Below are 24,412 nucleotides of genomic sequence, written 5' to 3'. Positions count from 1 at the left end.
AAGACATGACACAAGATAATTCAAAGAAAACTTTCTCTCGAAGAAAATTTTTACAAAGAGGTGCAATCGTTTTGGGTGGCTCGGTTGTGGCAAGCTATTTAAGTTGCTCGCCAGTGCGACGTTTTACTGCACAAAAAGTTGAAAGCATGGATTTCCCTGCAATGCTGAGTTCATTACAGCCTGATTTTTGGTTTGAGGTACTTCCCGATAATACTATTTTGCTAAAATCTCCAAAAATAGAAATAGGGCAGGGTGTTTTTACTGGACTTGCGATGCTTGCAGCCGAAGAATTAGATGTACCTTATGAGCAAATAAAAGTAGAACACTCTAATACAAAAAGTGGCTTGTATGACGAAATGAATACAGGAGGAAGTAGCTCTACATCAAGCCTTTATGAGCCAATCAGAGAAGTGGCAGCTACCATGAGAGAAATGTTGAAAGAAGCTGTAGCCAAGAAATGGGGAGTAAAGGCAAGCGAAATTAAGACCGAAAATGGCACATTAATTTCAGGAAGCAAAAAAATAACTTATGCCGAAATTGCAAAAGAAACCAAAGAATGGAAGATACCAAAGACGCCCGAATTAAGACCAAAATCAGCTTTTAAAATAGTAGGAAAGCCAGTAAAACGTAGCGATTTGAAAGCAAAAGTAATGGGAACTGCTAAATATACGCTTGATAGTGAGTTGCCAGATATGCTCTATGCAGTTTTGCTACAATCACCTTATTTAGATGGCACGATTAAGACAATTGATACAAAAGAAGCTGAAAAATCGGTAGGTGTAGTAAAAGTTATACATGAAGGAGAATTAGTTGCAGTTGTTGCCAAAACATTCTATGCGGCCGATAGTGCTTTCAAAAAAATAGTAGTTGAATGGAATACCCCAAATAAAGTTCAGCAAGCAGATTTGATAAAATCAGTAACAGTTGGCAATGGTAAGGAAGTAAATATTCAGAAAGAAGGCAATGCTCGAAGCATCATTGAAGATAATAAAGCGACCGTTTTCAAACAAGAATACCGTACACCAATGGCTGCACACGCCCAAATGGAAGTCAATGCAGCTATTGCTCATGTTGAAGCCAATAAAGTAGTAATTATTGCAGGAACACAAGGGCCTAAGATTGTCATCGATTCAGTTTCAAAAGCACTCGACATCGACAAAGATAAGATAGAAGTACAAACGCCATTTGTGGGTGGAGGTTTTGGGAGAAAAGCTGTTAAAGGTCTTTACGTTGAAGCTGCCTTGATTTCTAAGGCGGTAGGAAAACCTGTAAAATTATACAATTCTCGTCAACAAGAATTCCAAAATAGTTTGTATCGTCCAAATACCCACCATGTTTTGCAAGCAAAAATTGGTCAAAATGGTGTGATTGAAGCCATTACACACGACCAAGCTACACCAGATATGCTGAAAAATTTGATGGGCACAGACTTACCAATAAAAATATTGGGAGCAGATTTTATTTCAGCTGGTCATGGAGCGAGTTTGATGTATAATTTCAAACATAAATCTGTTTCTGTTTGGAATACAGAAGTACCAATTCCGATAGGTATTTGGCGTGGAGTTGGAATGTTTCCGAATGCTTTTGCCATTGAAAGTTTCATGAATGAATTGGCACATCAAACAAAAAAAGACCCTATCGCTTTCAGAATTGGTTTATTACAAAAGGATGATAAAATAAGTGTACGTAGTAAGAAAGTATTAGAAACACTTATCGAAAAAAGTGGGTGGAATACGCCAAAAGCCGAAGGGGTTGGTAGAGGAATTGCTATCGGGAATGACCGAAAAACCATCGCAGCCGCAGCTATTGAATTGGCAGTAATTGATGGAAAAGTCATAGTTAAAAAAGTTACGCAAGTAATGGATGTTGGTATATGTATTAATCCTGAAGGTATTAAGCAACAAATTGAAGGAGCAACCATGATGGGGATTGGTGCAGCACTTTATGAAGAAGCAACTGTAAAAGACGGGCAAATAGAGCAAGCATATTTTAGTCAGTATCCTATGGTTTCATTAGCAGATGTACCTGAAATTCAGTCATTTATACTTGAAGGAGATGATATTCCTTACGGTGTTGGTGAGCCTCCACTTGCACCTATCGCTCCAGCTATTGCAGGTGCAATTTTAGATTTAACTGGCAAAGCTGTGCGTTCATTACCGCTGAGATTGAGTTAATTTTTACTGGAAAACTAGTTACTGGTTAATTAGTTATTCGTTACTGGGGCAAATCAAAGTAACGAATATACCAATAATGAGTCCACCAGTAACCAATCACTAAAAATAGATTTGTGACATGTTTGAAAAAAGGTTATTTTGCAATGCGAAATAACCTTTTTTTCGGTTTTTAAATATCCTCTATTCAATTTATAATGAAAAAAACTACGACGAGTGTGCTTATTTTATTACTTTTTGCCTTAACGGGATTTGCCCAAGAAACAAAAAGCAAAATCATTGCCAAAGGAGCAGTGCTAACTAAACTTTCAGGCGAATATGCTTTCACAGAAGGCCCTGCTGCTGATGCGGCTGGAAATGTTTTCTTTACCGACCAACCAAATGACAAAATCTACAAATGGTCAGCAAGTGATGGAACAATTTCTGTTTATATGGAAAAAACCGGCCGCTCGAATGGCCTTTATTTTGACCGTGAAGGCAATCTGCTTGCCTGTGCTGATTTAGAAAATCAACTTTGGAAAATTGATAAAAACCAAAAAGTTACAGTTTTGGTGAATGATTTTGAAGGAAAGAAATTTAATGGCCCAAATGACCTTTGGATTGCTCCTAATGGTGGTATTTACTTTACCGACCCATTTTATCAAAGAAACTATTGGACTCGTACAACTATGGAATTGCCTGAAAAACGGGTTTATTATTTATCACCAGACAAAAAAACGGTGACAATTGCAGCACGAGAATTAGTAGCTCCTAATGGTATAATCGGTACTCCCGATGGAAAAACTTTATATGTAGCTGATATTGGTGGTAGGAAAACTTATTCTTATACAATCAATGCTGACGGTACTTTAAGCGATAGAAAACCATTTACAGCTATGGGGTCAGATGGTATGACGATAGACCGCAAGGGAAATGTTTATTTAGTAGGCAAAGGCGTAACCGTTTTTGACAAAACAGGTACACAAATCGAACATATTGATGTAAATGAACCTTGGACAGCCAACATTACTTTTGGTGGAAAAGACCGAAAAACATTATTTATTACTGCATCAAAATCGGTTTATACACTTAAAATGAAAGTAAAAGGCATTTAAAAAGTCAAAGTTTTTTAGTAAAAAAATAGCAACCTCATCTTAAAATCTATTCAAAAACCTCATGAAATCTTCCAATATTTCTCGTAGAAATCTTCTAAAATCATCATTGACAGTCGGAGCGGGTTTGGCTCTTGGAGTCGAAAATGTCATAGCTAAGCCACAAAATACAGCGAAGCATAATTTTACTTTTTGTTTGAATACCAGCACTATTCGTAAGCAAAAAATTGGTTTGATTGCTGAAATCGAAACTGCAGCGAAAGCAGGTTATGATGCTATCGAAATTTGGATAAATACTTTAGAAGAATATGTTGCAAAGGGTGGAAGTTTAAAGGATGTCAAACAAAGAGCCAAAGATTTAGGTATCACCATCGAAGATGCTATTGGTTTTGCTTCTTGGATAGTGGATGACCCGAATCAACGTGCTAAAGCTCTCGACCAAACTAAACGAGAAATGGGAATGTTGGCAGAAATTGGTTGTAAACGCATAGCAGCTCCACCTTTTGGAGCAACTAACAAGTCAGGAATCAACCTCCAAAACGCAGCAGCAAGATATCGTCAAATGCTCGATTTAGGTGACGAAATGGGTGTTTTACCACAATTAGAAATGTGGGGGTTTTCGGCAAATCTCCATCTTTTTGGCGAAGCCTTATTTGTAGCTTCTGAAAGTGGGCATCCAAAAGCAGTTGTATTATCCGATGTTTACCATTTATTTAAAGGTGGCTCTGATTTTAATGCTTTAAAAATGCTGAATGGAGAATGTATGCAGATGTTTCATGTGAATGACTATCCTGCAAATGTATCAAAAGAGGTAATTAATGACAGTTATCGGGTTTTCCCTGGTGATGGCGTGGCTCCACTGGACCAAATATTTCAGATTTTGAATAAAAAAAACACACCAATTGTGCTTTCTTTGGAAGTTTTCAATGAAGAATACTGGAAAATGAAACCTTTAGATGCTGCCAAAATCGGCCTCGAAAAAATGAAGGCATCAGTGGCAAAGGCAGTAGGTGCATGATTTAAAAATAATCAAATTCAACGTAGAGACGCCATGCATGGCGTCTCTACAATCAATAATGGCAACAAATTTGCTCCACAGTCAAAAAATTTAGCCTCAATTGTACGTGGCTTCAAATCATCTGTTACAACATACCCACGAAAAATAGGGAATAGAGATTTTAATTGGCAAACTCGCTATCATTCGAGATACGCAATCATTTGAGGGAATACAAAATTATATTGCCGATAATATATTGAATTGGGAAGATGATAGGTTTAATACCAATAACGCACGGTAGAGACGCCATGCATAGCGTCTCTACCACAACAAACAGATGAAAGGCAGGCCACCAATGATTTTTGTATTAATCTATTCAAAAATGTTATTTTTCAAGGTTTTTTGGATTTTTATTATAAACTGCTATAAAATTTCTGTTTTTTTCTTAATATTTACATAGTTGATTCTAAGTTTCTAAAATACACTATGTCTATAAAAGTTGCCATTTCTCATAAAACAGCCTATAAATTTGATAGGAGTGTTAGTTTGTCGCCTCATATCTTTCGATTAAGACCTGCTGCCCATTCTCGGACGCAAATTGAGGGTTACTCTTTCAAAATTTTCCCTGAAAACCATTTTATTAATTGGCAACAAGACCCTTTCGGTAATTATCAAGCAAGGGTTGTTTTTCCTGATAAAGCCACCGAACTACGCATCGAAGTTGAAGTGATTGCTAAATTACAAGTAATTAATCCTTTTGATTTTTTCGTAGAAGAGTATGCTGAAAAATTTCCTTTTAAATATGAAACGACTCTTCAAAAAGAGCTTGTGCCGTATTTAGAAACAAAAGATATTGGCGAAAAAACGAAGCATTTTATTGAACAAATGTCAATCAAGGAAGGCATTAATACTGTTGATTTTTTGGTTTATGCCAATCAGCAGGTTTATAATGCTCTCAAATATAATATCCGTTTAGAAACCGGTGTTCAGAATTGCGAAGAAACTTTGACACTTGGGAGTGGCTCTTGCCGAGATTTTGCATGGCTATTGGTTCAAGTTTTACGTAGTTTTGGTTTAGCTACCAGATTCGTTTCTGGATATTTGGTTCAACTTACATCTGATGTAAAATCTTTAGATGGCCCATCTGGTCCTGAAAAAGACTTCACTGATTTACACGCTTGGGTAGAAACTTACGTGCCAGGTGCAGGTTGGATAGGTCTTGACCCAACATCTGGACTTTTTGCAAGCGAAGGACATATTCCACTGAGCTGTACACCTGATTATGCCAGTGCAGCACCAATTACAGGAGCAACAGATGTTTGTAATGTCACTTTTGAGTTTGATAATAGTGTTTTTCGTATCCATGAAGATCCACGAGTGACTAAACCATATTCAGAGAAACAATGGTATAAGGTGATGGAAGTAGGAAATGTAGTGGAAAAAGACTTAATCGAAGGCGATGTAAGACTTACAATGGGTGGCGAACCAACGTTTGTTTCGATTGATGATTTTGAATCGCCCGAATGGAATTCAACTGCCGATGGCCCACTCAAAAGAAAACTTGCTTATGATTTGGCACTTCGCCTAAAACAACGTTTTGCACATGGTGGCTTACTACATTTTGGACAAGGTAAATGGTATCCTGGTGAATTATTCCCACGTTGGCAATATGCACTTTATTGGAGAAAAGATGGTCTTCCGATATGGAAGAATGATGAATTGGTTGCCAAAGAGGGAGAAACCAAATTTACATTCCACGATGCCGAACGCTTTGCGATTGAACTAACTAAGTATTTGGGAATTGACATAAAAAATATAACACCGACCTATGAAGACCCAATCTACTGGGCTTTAGAAGAAGGTAAATTGCCTGTCAATCTTGATCCTTTAGCCGTTAATCTAAAAGATTCAATCCAGCGACATACTTTAGCAAAACTCTTAGAAAAAGGCTTAAATAATCCTTCTGGCTTTGTTTTGCCTCTGAAATGGGTGCATGAATCAGCCAATTGGACAAGTTGTGTTTGGGAATTCCGTCGCCAACAATGTTATTTGATTCCAGGAAATTCACCAATTGGATTGCGTTTGCCTTTAGACTCTTTACCTAAAACTTCAAAACTCAAACGTGAGCATCCTGTTGATAGAAGTTTGTTTGAAGAATTACCTCCTTTGGGAGATTATGCTCAAACGGTCGAAGAGAGATATGGTTCTGTATCTGCTTCATATAAATCTCCAGAAAAGAAAAAAGTAGAAGCGGAGGAAAGTGAAGAAAAAGAAAACTTACTTTTTGAAATTGATACCTTTGCCACAGCACTTTGTGTTGAAGAACGAGATGGAATAATTTATGTTTTCCTTCCTCCAACTGATTATTTAGAAACTTATCTTGATTTGGTTGCTTCGGTAGAATCTACGGCTGAAAAGCTACAAATGCCAGTTAGAATCGAAGGGTATCAACCAAAATCTGATTATAGAATTGAAAAAATGATGGTTACACCTGATCCTGGTGTAATTGAAGTGAATGTGCATCCAGCTAAATCTTGGCAAGAAATTGTTGATAATACAACAGCTTTGTATGAAGAAGCATTTTTTGCTCGCTTAGGTACTGATAAATTCATGGTAGATGGAAGACACACTGGCACAGGTGGAGGTAATCACGTAACCATTGGAGCATCAAAACCTGAAGATAGTCCCCTTCTAAGAAGACCAGACTTATTGCGTAGTTTGATTACCTATTGGCAGCATCATCCTGCTTTAAGTTACCTTTTTGCTGGGCCATTTATTGGACCAACAAGTCAAGCTCCTCGAATTGATGAAGGGCGTGATGAACGTCTTTATGAAATGGAAATCGCTTTCGAGCAAATTCCAGAAGATAAAGAAGTGCCTTTCTGGATGGTTGATAGAATTTTCAGAAATTTATTAACAGATATTACAGGAAATACACACCGTACCGAATTTTGTATAGACAAATTATATTCACCTGATTCGTCAACAGGGCGTTTGGGGATTTTGGAGCTGAGGGCATTTGATATGCCACCTCACAAGCACATGAATTTGGTGCAAACTTTATTGGTGCGTGCATTAGTAGCTAAATTCTGGAAAAATCCTTACAAGAAAAAACTGATTAGATGGGGAACTGAGCTGCATGATAAGTTTTTGCTGCCGCATTTTGCTTATTTAGATATGGTTGATGTGGTGAATGACTTAAAAGATGCAGGTTATGACTTTGATATTTCATGGTTCGATCCATTCTTTGAGTTTAGATTCCCGCATCATGGAGGTATTACTGTTGATAATATCCAATTAGAAATTCGTCTGGGCATTGAACCGTGGCACGTTTTGGGTGAAGAATTATCTAATTCTGGAACAGCTCGATTTGTTGATTCATCGCTCGAAAGATTACAAGTAAAAGTTTCTGGAATCATTCCTGAACGCCATATTTTATTATGTAAAGGTTGTCGAATTCCGCTCCGAAGTACTGGGACAAAAGGCGAATATGTAGCAGGAATTCGTTACAAAGCATGGAATCCACCTTCTGCATTACATCCTAATATTGGAGTTGATGTTCCTTTAGTTTTTGATATTGTTGATACCTGGAATGACAGAGTTTTAGGTGGTTGTACTTATTTTGTTTCACACCCCGGTGGTAGAAGTTTTGATACTTATCCTGTCAATAGTTATGAAGCGGAGTCTCGAAAAATTAGCCGTTTCTGGGATTTTGGACATACGCCATCGAGTACAATTGAGCAAACAGCACCAGTGATTAATACGCCAACAGTTTCGAGATTTGTGGCTCAAAATAAATCAGACCTCAAGCCAGATACACCAATTGAATTGGTCAATCCTGAATATCCGAGTACACTTGATTTACGGCATTATTGGGTTGCAAAAAAATAAAAATGATGTCAAGTGGTTTTGAGTAGAAATACTTAGACCACTTGACCATTAAGTTTTAAGCTAAATTCAAGATTTTATTGGGTTTTTCCAGTTAAAAACAACTATTTTTGCTAAACAGGAGCTATTCCCCTATAAAATCAACAAATGACGAAAGATATATCTTTGAGACTGCTCGATTCATACAAAAAAGCTATCAATTCTTATGATGAAGTAATCGACCAAAATGGTCAGGTAAAACCTTATTGGCAAAGCCTTTTTGATACGCTAGAGTCAGTCGGGATGACTGAATTAGAATTGAGAAATCAAGAAATTATCAATAAGCTTAAAGAAAATGGTGTAACTTATAATGTTTATGAGTCGAACAATGCCATGAATCGGCCTTGGAAACTCGACCCAATTCCGTTCTTGATTCATCAAAAAGAATGGCAAAGTATTGAAAAAGGTCTCAAACAAAGAGCTCATTTGTTAGATTTGATTCTAAAAGATATTTACGGCCCTCAGTTATTAATCAAAAAATCAATTATTCCTGCCGAATTAGTATTTGATAACGCTGGTTTTTCTCTTCCTTGTACTGATATTAAACAAAAATTACAAAATCAATTACTTTTGTATGCTTGTGATATGGCACGAGGCCCTGATGGAAAAATGTGGCTTTTGGATAACCGTACCCAATCTCCTTCTGGTTCGGGCTATGCTCTCGAAAATAGAACCGTGATGGCAAAAGTATTTCCAGAACTCAATAAAAATATTTATCGCAGTAAACTTTCACCTTATTTTAATCATTTACAACAAACTGTTGCGACACTTGGCAATATTTCCAACGAAAATCCCAATGTAGTTTTCCTAACCCCTGGCCCAGGAAATGAAACTTATTTTGAGCATGTCTATTTGTCTTCTTATTTAGGCTATACACTTGTTCAAGGGAGTGATCTATTAGTAAGAGATGGCTTTGTTTGGCTAAAATCAATTGACCAATTAGAGCGAGTTGATGTAATTATCAGACGTGTAGATGATGAATGGTGCGACCCACTCGAACTCAAAGAAGACTCACTTTTGGGAGTACCAGGCTTATTGCAAGTGATGCGATTGGGAAATGTAGCAGTATTAAATCCCCCAGGTACAAGCGTTGTCGAAAACTATGGTTTGATGGCATTCATGCAAAATGCGTGTAAATTTTTGTTGGATGAACCATTATTGATGAATTCAGTAGCAACTTGGTGGTGTGGACAAGCAAAAGAATTAGACTATGTTTTGAATAATTTACCCAAATTAATCATCAAAAAAGCTAATCGTAAACAAGGTTTTCGCTCCATCTATGGACGAATGCTCAATAGAGAACAAATTGTAGAACTACAAAATATCATTCGTAGAAGTCCAAAGGATTTTGTGGCTCAACAGGAAGTGAGTTTATCAACCACACCTTCGCTTATTGATGGGAAATTGGTGCCAAGATTTGCAGCTATTAGAGCTTTCTTGGTTTCAGATGGAAATGATTACAAAGTGATGCAAGGCGGACTTACACGCAGTTCACCAGTAAAAGACAAATTTGTCATTTCTAATCAATTAGGTGGATTATCAAAAGATACTTGGATTGTAACTGATACGCCCAATGAGTATTATGAGCGAATTGTTGTACGTAAAAGTACAAATAACCAACACAGTAATTCACTAACCAGTCGCAATGCTGAGAATCTTTTTTGGGTAGGTAGGCTGGGCGAGCGAACAATGGCATTGACGAGTTTTTTGAAAATCATTTTGAATCGCCTCAATGAAAATGTCAATTATAAAGGTCATAAGCAACCTGAATATTTAATTGTTTTACTCAAATCGCTTACGCACCTTACTTTGACCTATCCTGGATTTACTGAAGAAAATGATGAATTAATTTTTGAAAATCCAAATGCCGAACTTTTGACATTAATCAGTGATTCCAAGAAAAGAGGTTCAGTAGCCTATAATATTAGGTCATTAGTCAATACGATCAACCAAATAAGTGAAAAATGGAATCACGATACTCGCCGCATCATTAATTTATTAGAAGATAGCCTTCATACACTCAAAGATTCTAATTCAAGCAGCCTCAATCATGTCAATCATGGACTTGACATGCTTTATACTCGACTCTTTGCTTTTTATGGAAATATCTTCGAAACATTACCTCGTGACAATGGATTTTATCTTTGGGAAGCAGGAAAAAATATCGAACGAATTTTATCGCTCATTTCAATTTTACGCTCATCATTTAGCTTCAAAAACAATGATGAGGTAGAAAATGTATTGATGGAGGCTGTATTAGAAAACCACCATTTATTGGCTCAGTATCGTAATATTTACAAGTCACATTTGAATTTGGTGGCAGTTTTAAACATGATTTTCTTAGAGAAAAACCTACCTTATACACTTTCATACTTATTAGATACTTTGTCCAATTGTTTATCTAAATTGCCAAAAAGTATTGATCCAAATCGTTTGAATTTAGCAGAAAAAACTGTTTTAGAAGCAAGTACTAAAATAAAATTAATGGATGCTGAAAATTTAATAAAAGCAGACGAAGAAAATCAATATAGAGCTGAATTAGACCAAACATTAGAACAAGTTTTTGGTCTTATTGCAAATGTCACGAGTAATCTTACAAGTTTGTATTTTAATCATTCAGTTATTCAGCATTCTTTTTTAGACACAATAGAAAAAATAAATTCTGATGAGATATAAGCTAAGGCATCAAACCATCTATACTTATGTCAATTCTGTTGATAATTACCAGAGTGTGCTATGTTTGCAACCTCGAACGTTACCTACGCAAATTTGTCACAGTTTTGATTTGACAATTGAGCCAAGTCCAACCAAAGTTTATTCCAGAGTTGATTATTTTGGGAATACTCAATGCTATTTTTCTTTACATGAATCTCACAATATTTTGAAAGTTGTGGCAACTAGTGATATAGAAGTATTACCTAAAGTCTTACCACCAATTAGCACAATTTCTTGTGGTGACGCTGCCAAATTATTCAGTACAAATCAAGATTTAAAAATAGAATTATTGCAATACCAATTGCCCAGTCATTTTATAGATTGGGATGAAGAAATAAGGTCATTTGCCCAAACCTGTCTCCAACCTAATACATCACTTTTTGAGGGGGTCAAGCAATTATCAACCAAAATTTTTACTGAATTTCAATTCAAATCTGGTTTTACAAGTGTCAATACCCCGCTCAAAACTGTACTGAAAGAAAGGAAAGGTGTTTGTCAAGACTTCTCACATTTAGCTATTGCTTGTTTACGTAGTATGGGTTTGGCTGCACGTTATATGAGTGGTTATCTCGAAACAATTCCTCCAAAAGGAAAGCAAAAACTACAAGGCTCGGATGCCTCTCATGCTTGGATTTCAGTCTATATTCCTAATATGGGTTGGTGTGAATTTGACCCAACCAATAATATAATTCCACAAGAAAGACATATTATTACTGCTTATGGAAGAGATTATGCCGATGTTGCACCTTTGAAAGGAATCATTTTTAGTTCGGGCGAACACAAAGTAAGCGTTGAAGTAGATGTGGTTGCAGTTTAATGTTTTTTTATAAAAAAACACAACATATACGTACCGTAGAGACGCAATGTATTGCGTCTCCTCCAACGATGAAACAAATCAATTTTATTAAAATTTGGGGCGGAAATTCAAATAGGAAAATAGGTGCGACAATAGACGCAATGCATTGCGTCTCTACCAACGATGAAACAAATCAATTTATTAAAATTTGGGGCGGAAATTCAAATAGGAAAATAGGTGCGACAATAGACGCAATGCATTGCGTCTCTACCCATAAACGATTTGAAATTTGATAATCAATCAAAAAAACATTATCTATGTTTTAAAATATTAAAAATAATAAAACATGGCAACCTCAACAAAACTCTCTGACCTAGAACAAGTAAGCCAACACATTGCTAAACTTCAACCTGAATTCGGTAAAATCATCGAAGCCATTAGACAAATTATTTTAAGCACAAATACCGAAATTGGCGAAAGAATCAAGTGGAATAATCCAAGTTTTTACTATACCGGAGAAATGAAACCATTTAACCCGAAAGAATATAAGAGAGAAATAATTGTATTGAATCTTCACAAAAACAGAATCATGTTGGTTTTTCCAAGTGGGGCAAAAATAAATGATATCTCAGGTTTTTTGGAGGGTGATTATAGTGATGGAAGAAGATTGGTAATCTTCAAAGATATGGCTGATGTCAAATCTAAGGAGCAAAGCTTGCGAAACATTATCAACCAATGGTTGGCATTAGTAGATAGATAATTAGCTCATTTTTCATATTCATAAATTACAAAAGCTATGAACGACGATAATTCTTACGACAAAATTGCCGAGCAATACAAAAAATCGAAACAATTGGGTTTTAGAAAATATGTTGAAGAATTTACTCTTTTAAAATTAGCAGGCGATGTTTCTGGTAAACAAGTATTAGACTTGGCTTGTGGAGAAGGTATTTACACACGAAAAATAAAGCAATTAGGTGCATCAGCCATTGTTGGTGTTGATTTATCCTCAGAAATGATAAAATTGGCAGAAGCTGAGGAAAGAAAAAATCCAATTGGATGCCAATATTTAGTAAATGATGCTCTAAATTTGGGAAAAATTGGAGACTTTGATATGGTAATGTGTATGTATCTTTTGAATTATGCTCGTAATAAGGAAGAATTATTGCAGATGTGTGAATCTATATACATCAATTTAAAACCTAAGGGAAAACTCTTCGGATTTAATGATAACCCAATGAATAATTTGGAAAATTATGCTACTTACAAAGAGTATGGTTTTATCAAAGAGAGTACCATAAACCGAGAAGAGGGTGACTTTGTGAAGTATATTATTTATAATCCAGATGGTAAAGAGTTTAGTTTTAATAATTATTACCTAAGTCCTCAAACTTACGAAGCTTGCTTTTTAGCAGCAGGGTTCAAAAATTTCCAATGGGAAGGCCCATTTTTGGACGAAAAAGTAAGAGAAACAGACTATTGGGACGTTTTTTTTAACGATCCACCTTTGATTGGCTTTTCAGCATCTAAATAGAACAAAACAATAAATTCATTCATGAAAAGAATCATTCTCTTTTGCTTTTTAGCAAATTTAGCTTTTGCCCAAACACCAAAACCTTATGGAGCAACTCCCACAGCCGACCAAGTAAAATGGCACAATATGGAATATTATGCTTTTATTCACTTCGGCCCTAATGCGTTTACAGATAAAGAATGGGGTGATGGCACAGAAAAGGAAGAAATTTTTAATCCTACGCAATTGGACTGTCGTCAATGGGCGAGAATTTGTAAAGCAGCGGGTATGAAAGGGATCATCATTACTGCAAAACACCACGATGGTTTTGCATTGTACCCCAGTAAATATTCAAAACATACCGTGAGAGAATCGAAATGGAAAGATGGTAAAGGAGATGTTTTGAAAGAGCTTTCAGCAGCTTGTAAGGAGTATGGTTTAAAAATGGGGATTTATATATCTCCTTGGGATAGAAATCATCCAGCTTATGGCACGCCCGAATATAATCAAGTATATGTGAATATGCTGAAAGAAGTAACTACGCAGTATGGTGACTTATTTGAAGTTTGGTTTGATGGAGCTAATGGAGAAGGCCCAAATGGCAAAAAACAAGTATATGATTTTCCACTTTTCAATAAAACTGTCAAAACTTACCAACCTCATGCTTTGATTTTTAGCGATGCGGGGCCTGATATTCGTTGGGTAGGCAATGAAAATGGTTTTGCAGGTGAAACTTGTTGGGCAACTATTAATGGAAATCAACTTTTTCCTGCTTATGATAAACCTGCCCATCTCAATGTAGGAGATGAAAACGGTACACATTGGATTCCTGCGGAATGCGATGTTTCGATTCGTCCAGGTTGGTTTTATCATAAAAATGAAGATAATAAAGTAAAATCTGATAAAGATTTGATGAATATTTGGAATAAATCAGTTGGACGTGGTTCTAATCTTTTGTTGAATATTCCTGTTGATTATCGTGGTTTGATTCATGAAAATGATGAAAAAGCCTTGATGGATTTTAAAAAACTAAGAAATGAATACTTCAAGAAAAATTTATTGACAGCGGGTACTTTTACCATGCGTTTAAGCCAAGATTCTTATGATATTACACTCACAAAACCTCAGACTTTCAATTGTGTGGTTATACAAGAGGACATCAAATATGGACAGAGAGTGAAGAAGTTTTCAGTACAAGTAAAAGAAGATGGCTCATGGAAAAATATCGCCACAGCCACTACGATTAGTCACAAAAGAATTGTTTATTTTGAAAAAACAACTTCTAAAGAACTGAGAATCGTTTTTGAAGAGGCTTTGGCTAAACCAATTATTTCAAAAGTAGAATTATTTAATGTGCCTGATTGATACTCTCGTTAGAGATTTTGTAGCACAATTTTCTAAATTCTGCCATTTTATGGAACACAATTTGGAAAATTGTGCTACAATTATTTCCTAAATCACACAAAAAAATAATACTTTTGGATTTAAACCCAATTAAACAGATAATAATGAAAAAACTCCTCCTATTATTTTTATGCTCAAGTGTTTTTATGGCTTGCCAAAGCAACAAAGAGACACAAACTGCTGCAATTATTAAAGTCGATAGTGTTACTTATAAACTGGCAACTCAACCCCAAATTTCGAAAGAAGGTGATACTACAATTTCCAAGATTTCCATCAACTATCCAAAACTTTCAGGTGGTGATGAGGCCGTGATGACAAAAATCAATGCTCAGATTGAACAATTAGTTAAAAATCAAATGTTTAGTATGGAGGATACCGTCGCCACAACAAAATCTGGCTCGGTGGAGTCACTTGCTCAAGGATTTTTAAAAGAATACGAAGACTTTACCAAAGAAAATGAAGATATGCCATCAATGGGGTGGGAATTTGATGGGTCAGGTGATACTCTTTTGATTTCGCCAAAAGTTATTTCTATTTATTACCAAGTTTATTCATTTACTGGCGGAGCTCATGGTAATTCAAATATTTCGTACTTGAATTTCAATGCACAAACGGGAGATTTATTGAAACTAACAGATATTGTTTCGGATACAACAGCTTTGAAGAAAATAGCTGAGTTAAAATTTGAAAAAACACAAAAAATATTCGCTAAAGACAATGACTTTGAATTTAACAAATCGGATTATTTTTGGGGTAATCCATTTTTCTTACCCGCCAATATTGCAGTAACAAAAACAGGTTTATTGTTTATGTATAATCCTTATGAGGCAGCGGCTTACGCACTTGGCCCGATTTCATTTGATTTAACTTGGGAAGAATTAGGAGCAATTGCAAAGAAAGAAATTAGGTAAATTGGAATTGAAACGAAAAAGCGTTCAGAATTTTGTTCTGAACGCTTTTTCGTTTTTGAGACTTACCATTCACAATCAACCTCTAACCAATCATAACCAGAGTCAATTGGCTGACCGTCTGGCGGTGTAAGTGCATTAGAAGAAATTGTTGCTTCAGGATTTTCTTCAAATTGTGTTATTTTCAACAAAGTCAAACGAGCGAAGCCCGCACCATCAACATTTGAAGATTTTATCCAATTTTTAATATCATCAATCGCTCCATACGCATTAGATCTCACATCCATTGTTACTTCTTTATTATTAGCGAGTTTCATTAAATGGTCAAGATACTGCATAGCTACCATTCTATCAATTTGAGCATAATAGCTGTTATTGCTAAACATTGCTGCTTTTTTCCATAATCTTTTGGTCATTTCACTCGAAATTTCAGCAAAAGTTGGCAAATCAGCTTTTAATACTTTTTGGCTAATCAACCTCGAACAACGTTCAGGATTTAAGATTAATCTCAAAGTCAAACCTGCTGCTGCTTCAGCAGGAGCCAATGGGTCAAAAGCAAGCCCAGTATGACGTTTAAAAGTTTCTCTTGGATTAGGGTCATATCGGAATGCTCTTGGTGGAATCAATTTTAAAATATGGTCAGGAACGGCCAAAAACTCAGGAGAAAGCGTACTCATAAGTGTATTAAAAGCTTCACGTTGTTTAATTGCTGGTACAGGTTCATAGACCATTTGTCCATCCCCACGCAATGCAAAATTATAATCTGCTCCACCTAAGACTTTGGCAGTAGCTTCAGTTTGAAAACGATGAAACATATACATTGGCACTAAAACTTCTTCCAAATTGGCCATTGGCGTAGCCTTTGTAATTCTCTTTTCTGTAAATTCTTTCAAGGCAATTCTACGTAATTCCATTACTCTTTTTAACTCAGCAATTGGGTCAGCTCCATTATCCCATAAGTGTGTTGTTGGACTTACAGAACCTTCTGGACGAGCATCTTGATCGGTCAAAAAGCGTAAACCTTTGCGGAGCGTATTTTGTACAATTTTTTCTAATTCTGCTTTTTCATTGACACTTGAAGGGAAATCTTGGTAACCCCAAGTGATTGACGCTTTATCATAATCGCCTATTCCCATAGCATAGGCACGAGAAAGATCAAATTTACCATTAGCATAATCAACCAAAGGGTGTGGATAATCCATTACAGAAGCTCGGCCTTCGGTACTCGAAATGTAATTATGTGGCAGACCTAAGGTATGACCCACTTCATGAGCAGCTAATTGCTTCAATCGGTCAATCGACATTTGGGTAATTTCCTTTACTTTTGATGAATCTGTTTCATAATTTCCAAGAAAACCTTGAGCAATCAAAAAATCTTGACGAACCCTTAATGAACCTAAAGTAACCTTTCCTTTCAAAATTTCTCCTGTGCGTGGGTCAATAATACTTGCCCCATACGACCATCCACGTGTGCTGCGATGTACCCATTGAATGAGGTTATAACGAATATCCATAGGGTCGGCATCAGCAGGTAATAATTTTACCTGAAAAGCATTTTTATAACCAGCAGCTTCATAAGCCTGATTCCACCATGAAGCTCCTTCCATTAATGCTGAACGAATAGGTTCGGGAGCACCTGGGTCCATGTAATAAATAATCGGTTGAACAGCTTCGCTCATGATTGAAGTTGGGTCTTTTTTCTTCAAACGATGACGAGAGATATAACGCTTCATAATTGGCTCACTGATAGGCGTTGCATAATCGAAATATTCAATGCCACCATAGCCAATTCTTGGGTCAAATTCTCTGGCTTTGAACTCATTTTTTGTTAAATCTGGTAATTCTACAAAAGAATGATGTTGGTGCATTGTCACAATCGAAGGTGTAGGCACTACTTCTCTCAAATATTGTCCTGCATTTTCGCCAGTGAGTGTAATGATTGTTTCGAACTCAGTATTTTTAGGAAAACTTTTAGAATGTGGCAAATAAACCACACTTCTTGAAGCATCCAAACGATAGGAACCTTGTCGAGTACGAGCGATATCTTGTGCTGCACCCACGGCATCTTGCAATAAAAAAGGCGTCAAATCAACCAAAACTTTACTATTACTTTCGGCTTTTATTTCAAATCCAAAATGAACAGACTTAGCAAAAGATTCTTCAACTGCACGTTTTTCTAAAGGGTCATTTGAAATAGCTCGATAAGCATAATTTGGCTCAATCATTAAAACTTTATTGCCTGAACGCTGAAATTTCACCACATGTTCTTGTCCCAAACGACCTCGATCAAGTCCAATATCATTTGAACCTACGCCTTGAGCCAACGATGGATAATATAATAATTCAGTATCGAATTTATCAATTTCAAGCCATATTTTTCCTTCTTTGGCATTCCAATAATAGTTTAAGAATCCCTCTTTTTTTTCCATTCCTGCTGTAAAGGCTTCGATGGTCTTTAACTCTTGCGAAAAAGTTAAAGTGGTGATAAATAGTAAGATAAAAGTTTTGATAAAGTGTTTTTTCATTTGCTTTTATGGTTTTTAGTTTGATGAAAATGATTGGTACTATATTTTCAATTAAGGCAGAAAAGGATATTTATTTATGCTTTAAATCATAAATAAATCATTCCTTTGTTCCCTTAGTCGGTGATTTCAATCACTGATATTACTCCAATAATAATTCTTATTTTTATCCCCTTGACAATCGCAATCTCTCGAATATGCTCTAACAACGGATAGCGAATCTTTGCTTCTAATAATGGCTGCCTATTTTTAGTTGTCCAAATCAAATGAATATGCAGAGCAATGTAATTACGTTTCATTTTTTACAAATTAAACACAATAAAAATACGTCTATGCTCAGTTCAGCGAATAAATTCGCCGACTAAGGTAACAAAGGAATAAATACTTTTTAATTGTCTGACTTAAGTCAGACAGTTACTAATAATAAGCATTCCTTTGTTACCTTAGTCGGTGATTTCAATCACAGACTGACTGAAATAATTTATTCTTTATATTTTTTTTCTCCAGCCCTGATTTCTGCCGCAATAAAATTTTCTTTCGGAGGAATTGGACAAATGAAACTTTCATTATAAGCACAGTAAAAATTATGAGCATTATTAAAATCAATTTCGATTGTATTCTCTTTTAATTTATCTTTTGGAATATTGATAAATCGCCCACCACCATAAGTTTCCTTGCTGCTTGTTAAATCTCTGAACGGCAATAAAAAGAATTCACCCTCATCAAAAAGGCTTACTGTAAATGATTTACCATCAATCGAAAACGTTGCGTTCCCAACTTTCTCAATTTCGCTTTGAGTGCTATCAGTCATCAAAATCATCCCTTTTTCAGAGGAGGCAATTGCCTGAAAATCAGCATCAATGATAAAACTTTTATCAGCTTCAAAATACTTAATTCCTGAAAAATCCTTTAAATTAGCAATCGGCGAATCTTTTTCTGCCTTTAAATTTTGTTCGAAAGTCTCTCTTTGTTTTTTGACAATATCAACATAGCTTTCCGAACCACTCAATGAATAAAATACAATGCCGATAATGACGACAACTATGGTAAATAATATAAATTTGTTTTTAAACATAAATCATACAATTTTAATACAATTTCAAAACCTCTGCTAAGATAGTAAATATTCTATTAGACCTTTTAAGAAAATCAAATCAAAGACTCAATTTTCATTATTTCATTCATATAATCTTTGAATATTTTGAAATAATAGCATGTAAATAAAGCTGTAATTTATAAGAAAATTATGCAAAATCATTGCATAATTCCACAAATTGGATTTAGTTTGTTAGACTTTTATTTCCTATAATTAATAAAAGGCGAAAATACTTCTTTTAACCTATTAGACTTCACCTATGAAAGCCTCGAGACTTTTTTTAAGCCTTATTTTATGTTATTTTCCGCTGTTTCTCGTAGCACAAAAAAACACATCCATTACTTCTCCAAATAGAGCTGTTTCTCTAAAAGTCAATCTTTTAGAAAATGGGAATGTTTCCTATCAAGTAGCTTATAAAAATAAAATTATTATTGAATCTTCAACCCTTGGGTTTTCATTGAAACGACCTGAAATTTTACTTAATAAATTTCAAATAGTTGGTGTTGATTCGTCAAACTTTGATGAAACATGGAAACCTGTTTGGGGAGAAGTAAATAATATTCGCAATAATTATAAACAGTTGATAATCAGGTTAAAAGATAAAGCAAAAGCAGAGAATTTAGTCAATGTTATATTTCGAGTTTTTGATGATGGTGTGGGTTTTCGTTATGATTTTCCTCAAGAATCTGCTATTAAACACTTTATTGTTAAAGATGAATTGACGCAGTTTAATTTAGCAGGAAATCATAAAACTTTCTGGATTCCAGGCGATTATGATACCAATGAATATTTGTATAATACCACTAAATTGAGCGAAATTGATGCAGTAAAAGCAGCAAAAAAAGAAACAGATATTGCCTTACAGGCTGTAATTGGTGCAAATACTGTTCAAACCCCTTTAATGATGAAAACTGCCGATGGAATCTACATTAATATTCACGAAGCGGCTTTGATTAATTATCCAGCCATGAATCTGACACTTGAGAAGTCAACTTTTACGCTTACCTCTCATTTAGTCCCTGATGCAGTTGGAAATAAAGCCTATTTGCAAGCACCTTTCCAAACACCTTGGCGAACCATTATTGTGAGCGATAAAGCAACCGATGTTTTGGCATCAAAAACGATTTTAAATTTGAATGAGCCTTCCAAAATAAGTGATGTTTCTTGGATAAAACCACAGAAGTTTATCGGCATGTGGTGGGAAATGCACGTTGGAAAATCTAATTGGTATAAAGAAGGAGGGAAGCATGGAGCCAATACTGAAAATGTAAAAAAGTATATTGATTTTGCTGCAAAACACGCTTTTGATGGCGTTTTAGTGGAAGGTTGGAATGAAGGTTGGGAAGACTGGTTTGGAAATTGGAAAGAAGATGTTTTTGATTTTGTGACACCTTATAGCGATTACAATATTGATGAATTGACAACTTACGCCAAGCAAAGAGGTGTTCGACTAATCATGCACCACGAAACTTCGGGTTCAGCAACAAACTACGAACGTCATTTTGATAAGGCATACCAATTTATGAACGATCACAATATGAATACCGTAAAAACTGGTTATGTTGGTCGAATCATTCCGAGAGGAGAACACCACGATAGCCAGTGGATGGTCAATCATTATCAAAGAGTTGCTGAAAAAGCGGCTGAGTACAAAATTATGGTAGAGGCTCACGAACCTGTGCATCCAACTGGTTTGCACCGTACTTATCCAAATTGGCTTGCCAATGAAGCGGCTCGTGGGAATGAATTTAATAACGCTCCAAATTTAGGACTTGTGCCTGAACATGAAACAATCCTGCCATTTACAAGGCTCATGGGTGGGCCAATGGATTATACACCTGGATTTTTTCATTTTCAGTTAAATCAATATGATGCTTCACGAAAAACGAGGGTCAAAACAACTTTAGCAAAGCAGTTGGCTTTGTATGTAACAGTATATAGCCCGCTACAAATGGCAGGAGATTTCCCCGAAAATTTTAATCAACATTTGGATGCTTTTCAATTTATCAAAGATGTTCCAGTAGATTGGGACGACACCAAAGTTTTAGAGGCCGAACCAGGGGATTTTATCACAATCGCACGTAAGCAAAAAGGTAAAGAAAATTGGTTTTTAGGGGCAATAACAGATGAAAATGCTCGAAAAAGTACAGTGAAATTAGACTTTTTAGAAGGAAATGCTAAATACGAAGCTACGATTTATCAAGATGCTACAAATGCTGATTGGCAAACAAATCCAGAAGCATATAAAATTGAGAAAAGAATCGTTAGTAATAAAGATATAATTGAGTTGAAATTAGCAAAAGGTGGTGGATGTGCGATTAGTTTGATGAAATTGTAATCAATTGTCGGCAAGGTTAAAAACCTTGCCGACCTTAAAATATAAAATCTTACTGACCTTAATAAAGGTATTGATTTTAATTAATTATATTTTAAATTACTTTTGCAAACTGATTTGACTCCTATTTTAACACTTTAAAATTACCCATGAAAAAACTAATCATTTTTTTTGCAATTACACTAGTTTTTGGAGCTTGTAAAACGACAAAAAACGCTAAAAATTCCCAAAATGAAATAAATATTACGTTCCTTCATTTGAATGATGTCTATGAAATTTCACCATTGGATAATGGAAAAGTAGGAGGGATGGCTCGTGTGGCTACTGTCCGACAAGGTTTATTGCAAGAAAACCCCAATACAATTACAGTGCTTGCAGGCGATTTTTTGAGTCCATCGGTTATTGGTACGCTTCGCTATGAAGGCAAAGGTATCAAAGGCCGCCAGATGGTTGACGTGATGAATGCAGTTGGTGTAGATTGGGTATGTTTTGGCAATCATGAGTTTGATTTAGATGAAAAAGATTTGCAAGAACGTATCAATGAATCTAAGTTTAATTGGTTGAATACTAATGCTTTAGAGAAAATAAATGGTGAACTTCTGCCATTTGGGAAAGTAATAAATGGAGCTAAAAATCCTTTTGTAAAAACAACTATTTTTACTTTCAAAAATGCACAAGGCGATGCCGTGAAGGTGGGAATGTTTGGCGTTGTTTTACCTTCAAACCCAAAAGATTATGTGTGGTATGATGATTTCTTTGAATCGGCAAAAAAGGCATTTAACGAGTTAAAACCTCAATGCGATTTTGTTGTTGGACTAACTCATCTCAATAAAGTTGATGATGCAAAATTAGCTGAGATGATTCCTGATTTAAAGCTGATAATGGGTGGTCATGACCACGATAACATGATACAGAAAATTGGCAATGTTACGCTCGCAAAAGCAGATGCAAATGCCAAAAGTGCATACATCCATAAAATTGTATTTAACAAAGATACTAAAGAAGTCAAAGTTAGTTCTGAATTGAAAAAAATAAACGAACAAATTGTTGATAATCAAGAAGTTGCAGGTGTTGTAAAGAAATGGGAAGATATTGAAGATGGAGCTTTTAAAGCTTTAGGATTGAACAAAAATGAGATAATTGCTGATTTAAAAGAGCCGCTTGATGGTCATGAAACAGTCGTACGGAATATGCAAGGAAATATGGGAGCAATGATTGCGAGTGCCATGCTTTCCGCTTCTTCGACAAATGTAGATTGTGCTTTTTTTAATGGAGGCTCTATCCGTATTGATGATAATGTTTCAGGAAAAATTACGCAATTAGATGTATTAAGAATTTTGCCATTTGGTGGGAAATTAGTGGAGATAAAAATGCGTGGAAGACTATTGGAAAGAATCTTGGAAACAGGCTTAGTAAATAAAGGAAGTGGCGGATATTTGCAATGGAAAAATATTGCTTATGATGAAGCAAAAAAAGAATGGAAAGTCAATGGGAAACTGCTTGATATAAACCAAGATTATACCATTGTCACAAGTGATTTCTTGTTGACAGGTAAAGAACGTAATTTAAGTTTTTTTACCAAACAAAATCCTGATATTCAGTCAGTTATAGAAACTTTTCCAGATGGAGATGTGAGAAATGATATACGTAAGGCAGTGATTGCTTTTTTAAAGAAAAAATAAAAAACAGAAAGGGTCTGTCCGAGAATGAAAATTTTGGACAGACCTGACAATATGCGAATCTTAGTTTTCATAATTATTAGTTGTATTGCTGCATTTTCTTCAAATGCTCAGAACAGTTTTTCATTTCTAAATATTGCAAATAATGCCCGAATCAATGCACTGGGTGGGGTAAATGTTTCGCTTATTGATACTGATGTCAATCTTTTTACATCCAATCCTGCATTATTAGATTCTTCTCAGCAAGGACAATTAGGGATTAATTTTTCGCCTTATCTGGCTTCGAGTAAGTTTATTTCATTGAATTATGCACCTAATTTCAAGAATGGTACTTGGGGTGTTGCTCTTCAAAACCTCAATTATGGGACTTTTCAAGGAACAGATGCGGTTGGAAATGTAACCAACGATTTTACTGCTAATGATTTTTCGTTAGGATTGACACACGCTCGAAAAATTAATCATATTTCGTTTGGAATTACTGCAAAATTGGTTGGTTCGCTGCTTGAATCTTATAGTTCGGTAGCCTTCCTTACCGATTGGGGTGGAACTTTTACGCACCCAAAACATGATTTAAGCTTTGGGATAGTAGCAAAAAACGTAGGGTTTGTCCTGAAAAGTTACGGAAATATTCGTCCAGAAATTCCTTTTGATTTACAGATTGGGGCTTCTTTTAAACCCAAATATATGCCAGTCCGTTTTTCGTTAACGGCACATCATTTGTATGCTTTTGATATTGCTTATAATGACCCATCTATCAATTATACCTTTGATAATCAAGGCAATAAAATTGCTAAAAATATCTCTATCACTGATAAAATCCTTCGACATTTTACTGTTGGTACAACCATCTTGATTCATAGAAATGTCAATCTTTTCTTAGGCTATCATCATCTTCGTAGGAAAGAGTTACTTGCTGCGTCTTTAGGTGGAGCAGCAGGTTTATCATTTGGTGCAATGCTTAGGAACAAGCAATACAATATTTCCATTTCACGTGCCACCTTCGCTTCTGGCAACGGTCAAACAAGCTTCAGTTTTCTTTGGAATTTTAGAAAGAAATAGTGCTTTTTTTTCAAAAAACATTATCAAAAGTTCAAATTATTATAAGTTTTAATGTTTTAACTCCTTCTTTGTTTAATACCAATAGAATCAATGCCTTAGCTTTTCGATGATACCTCTCAATAACTTTTGGCATCAAATTTGCTTTTAATATATTAAAGTATAATCGGAGTTTTTAGATTATCGTGTTTGTTTGTCCCAA

At 35.5% G+C, this 24,412-nt stretch carries 16 protein-coding genes; 13 read left to right on the top strand and 3 right to left on the bottom strand.

The genetic code is table 11. The features are described from left to right. The first annotated feature begins 5 nt into the window (after positions 1 to 5). The 10 genes from ACQUQZ_RS16145 to ACQUQZ_RS16100 all read left to right on the top strand — a co-directional run bounded on the left by ACQUQZ_RS16145 (position 6) and on the right by ACQUQZ_RS16100 (position 15,525). On the top strand, positions 6 to 2,174 hold the full coding sequence (locus ACQUQZ_RS16145) for a molybdopterin cofactor-binding domain-containing protein (RefSeq protein ID WP_435356060.1): 2,169 nt from the start codon (positions 6 to 8) through the stop codon (positions 2,172 to 2,174). Positions 2,175 to 2,368: 194 nt separating this feature from the next. Beyond that, positions 2,369 to 3,265: an SMP-30/gluconolactonase/LRE family protein gene (locus ACQUQZ_RS16140; protein ID WP_435356059.1), complete on the top strand. Its 897-nt coding sequence runs from the start codon at positions 2,369 to 2,371 to the stop codon at positions 3,263 to 3,265. Between the two features lie 61 nt (positions 3,266 to 3,326). Further along, a complete protein-coding gene (locus ACQUQZ_RS16135) occupies positions 3,327 to 4,280 on the top strand; it encodes a TIM barrel protein (RefSeq protein WP_435356058.1) in 954 nt (317 codons plus the stop codon). A gap of 465 nt (positions 4,281 to 4,745) precedes the next feature. Continuing rightward, entirely contained in the window at positions 4,746 to 8,150 is a 3,405-nt protein-coding gene (locus tag ACQUQZ_RS16130) for a DUF2126 domain-containing protein (RefSeq protein ID WP_435356057.1), read from the top strand. A 144-nt stretch (positions 8,151 to 8,294) separates the two neighbouring features. After that, a complete protein-coding gene (locus tag ACQUQZ_RS16125; RefSeq protein WP_435356056.1) occupies positions 8,295 to 10,862 on the top strand; it encodes a circularly permuted type 2 ATP-grasp protein in 2,568 nt (855 codons plus the stop codon). Continuing rightward, entirely contained in the window at positions 10,852 to 11,718 is an 867-nt protein-coding gene (locus ACQUQZ_RS16120; RefSeq protein ID WP_435356055.1) for a transglutaminase family protein, read from the top strand. Before ACQUQZ_RS16125 ends, ACQUQZ_RS16120 begins: the two co-directional genes overlap by 11 nt. Positions 11,719 to 12,043: 325 nt before the next feature. Next, the gene (locus ACQUQZ_RS16115; RefSeq protein ID WP_435356054.1) at positions 12,044 to 12,457 is read left to right on the top strand and encodes a DUF1801 domain-containing protein; all 414 of its coding nucleotides are present in this window, start codon (positions 12,044 to 12,046) and stop codon (positions 12,455 to 12,457) included. A gap of 36 nt (positions 12,458 to 12,493) precedes the next feature. Next, positions 12,494 to 13,231 carry a class I SAM-dependent methyltransferase gene (locus tag ACQUQZ_RS16110; protein WP_435356053.1) on the top strand — a complete coding sequence of 246 codons (738 nt, stop codon included), beginning with the start codon at positions 12,494 to 12,496 and terminating at the stop codon, positions 13,229 to 13,231. Between the two features lie 21 nt (positions 13,232 to 13,252). Further along, positions 13,253 to 14,575, top strand: a complete 1,323-nt coding sequence (locus ACQUQZ_RS16105; RefSeq protein WP_435356052.1) for an alpha-L-fucosidase — start codon at positions 13,253 to 13,255, stop codon at positions 14,573 to 14,575. A gap of 143 nt (positions 14,576 to 14,718) precedes the next feature. Further along, positions 14,719 to 15,525: a DUF3298 and DUF4163 domain-containing protein gene (locus tag ACQUQZ_RS16100; protein ID WP_435356051.1), complete on the top strand. Its 807-nt coding sequence runs from the start codon at positions 14,719 to 14,721 to the stop codon at positions 15,523 to 15,525. A gap of 62 nt (positions 15,526 to 15,587) precedes the next feature. Here the strand turns inward: ACQUQZ_RS16100 and ACQUQZ_RS16095 are convergent, their stop codons facing one another. The 3 genes from ACQUQZ_RS16095 to ACQUQZ_RS16085 all read right to left on the bottom strand — a co-directional run bounded on the left by ACQUQZ_RS16095 (position 15,588) and on the right by ACQUQZ_RS16085 (position 19,119). After that, entirely contained in the window at positions 15,588 to 18,047 is a 2,460-nt protein-coding gene (locus tag ACQUQZ_RS16095) for a zinc-dependent metalloprotease (protein WP_435356050.1), read from the bottom strand. A gap of 113 nt (positions 18,048 to 18,160) precedes the next feature. Continuing rightward, complete coding sequence (locus ACQUQZ_RS16090; protein ID WP_435356049.1) at positions 18,161 to 18,343, bottom strand: transposase; 183 nt, start codon at positions 18,341 to 18,343, stop codon at positions 18,161 to 18,163. A gap of 182 nt (positions 18,344 to 18,525) precedes the next feature. Further along, on the bottom strand, positions 18,526 to 19,119 hold the full coding sequence (locus ACQUQZ_RS16085) for a DUF1684 domain-containing protein (RefSeq protein WP_435356048.1): 594 nt from the start codon (positions 19,117 to 19,119) through the stop codon (positions 18,526 to 18,528). A gap of 280 nt (positions 19,120 to 19,399) precedes the next feature. On the opposite strand from ACQUQZ_RS16085, the gene ACQUQZ_RS16080 reads away from it, so the two are divergent. From ACQUQZ_RS16080 to porQ, 3 genes are all read left to right on the top strand, one after another. Next, positions 19,400 to 21,478, top strand: coding sequence for a glycoside hydrolase family 97 protein (locus ACQUQZ_RS16080; RefSeq protein ID WP_435356047.1), 2,079 nt, complete (start codon positions 19,400 to 19,402; stop codon positions 21,476 to 21,478). A 146-nt stretch (positions 21,479 to 21,624) separates the two neighbouring features. Further along, positions 21,625 to 23,157 carry a bifunctional metallophosphatase/5'-nucleotidase gene (locus ACQUQZ_RS16075; RefSeq protein ID WP_435356046.1) on the top strand — a complete coding sequence of 511 codons (1,533 nt, stop codon included), beginning with the start codon at positions 21,625 to 21,627 and terminating at the stop codon, positions 23,155 to 23,157. 24 nt (positions 23,158 to 23,181) lie between these two features. Then, positions 23,182 to 24,213, top strand: coding sequence for a type IX secretion system protein PorQ (gene porQ / locus ACQUQZ_RS16070; RefSeq protein ID WP_435356045.1), 1,032 nt, complete (start codon positions 23,182 to 23,184; stop codon positions 24,211 to 24,213). The last annotated feature ends 199 nt before the right edge of the window (positions 24,214 to 24,412 follow it).

The sequence above is a fragment of the Emticicia sp. SJ17W-69 genome (assembly GCF_051209875.1).
Lineage (GTDB): Bacteria > Bacteroidota > Bacteroidia > Cytophagales > Spirosomataceae > Emticicia.
Note: the sequence above shows the minus strand (reverse complement) of the source record. Positions and strands in the feature narration are given on the sequence as shown.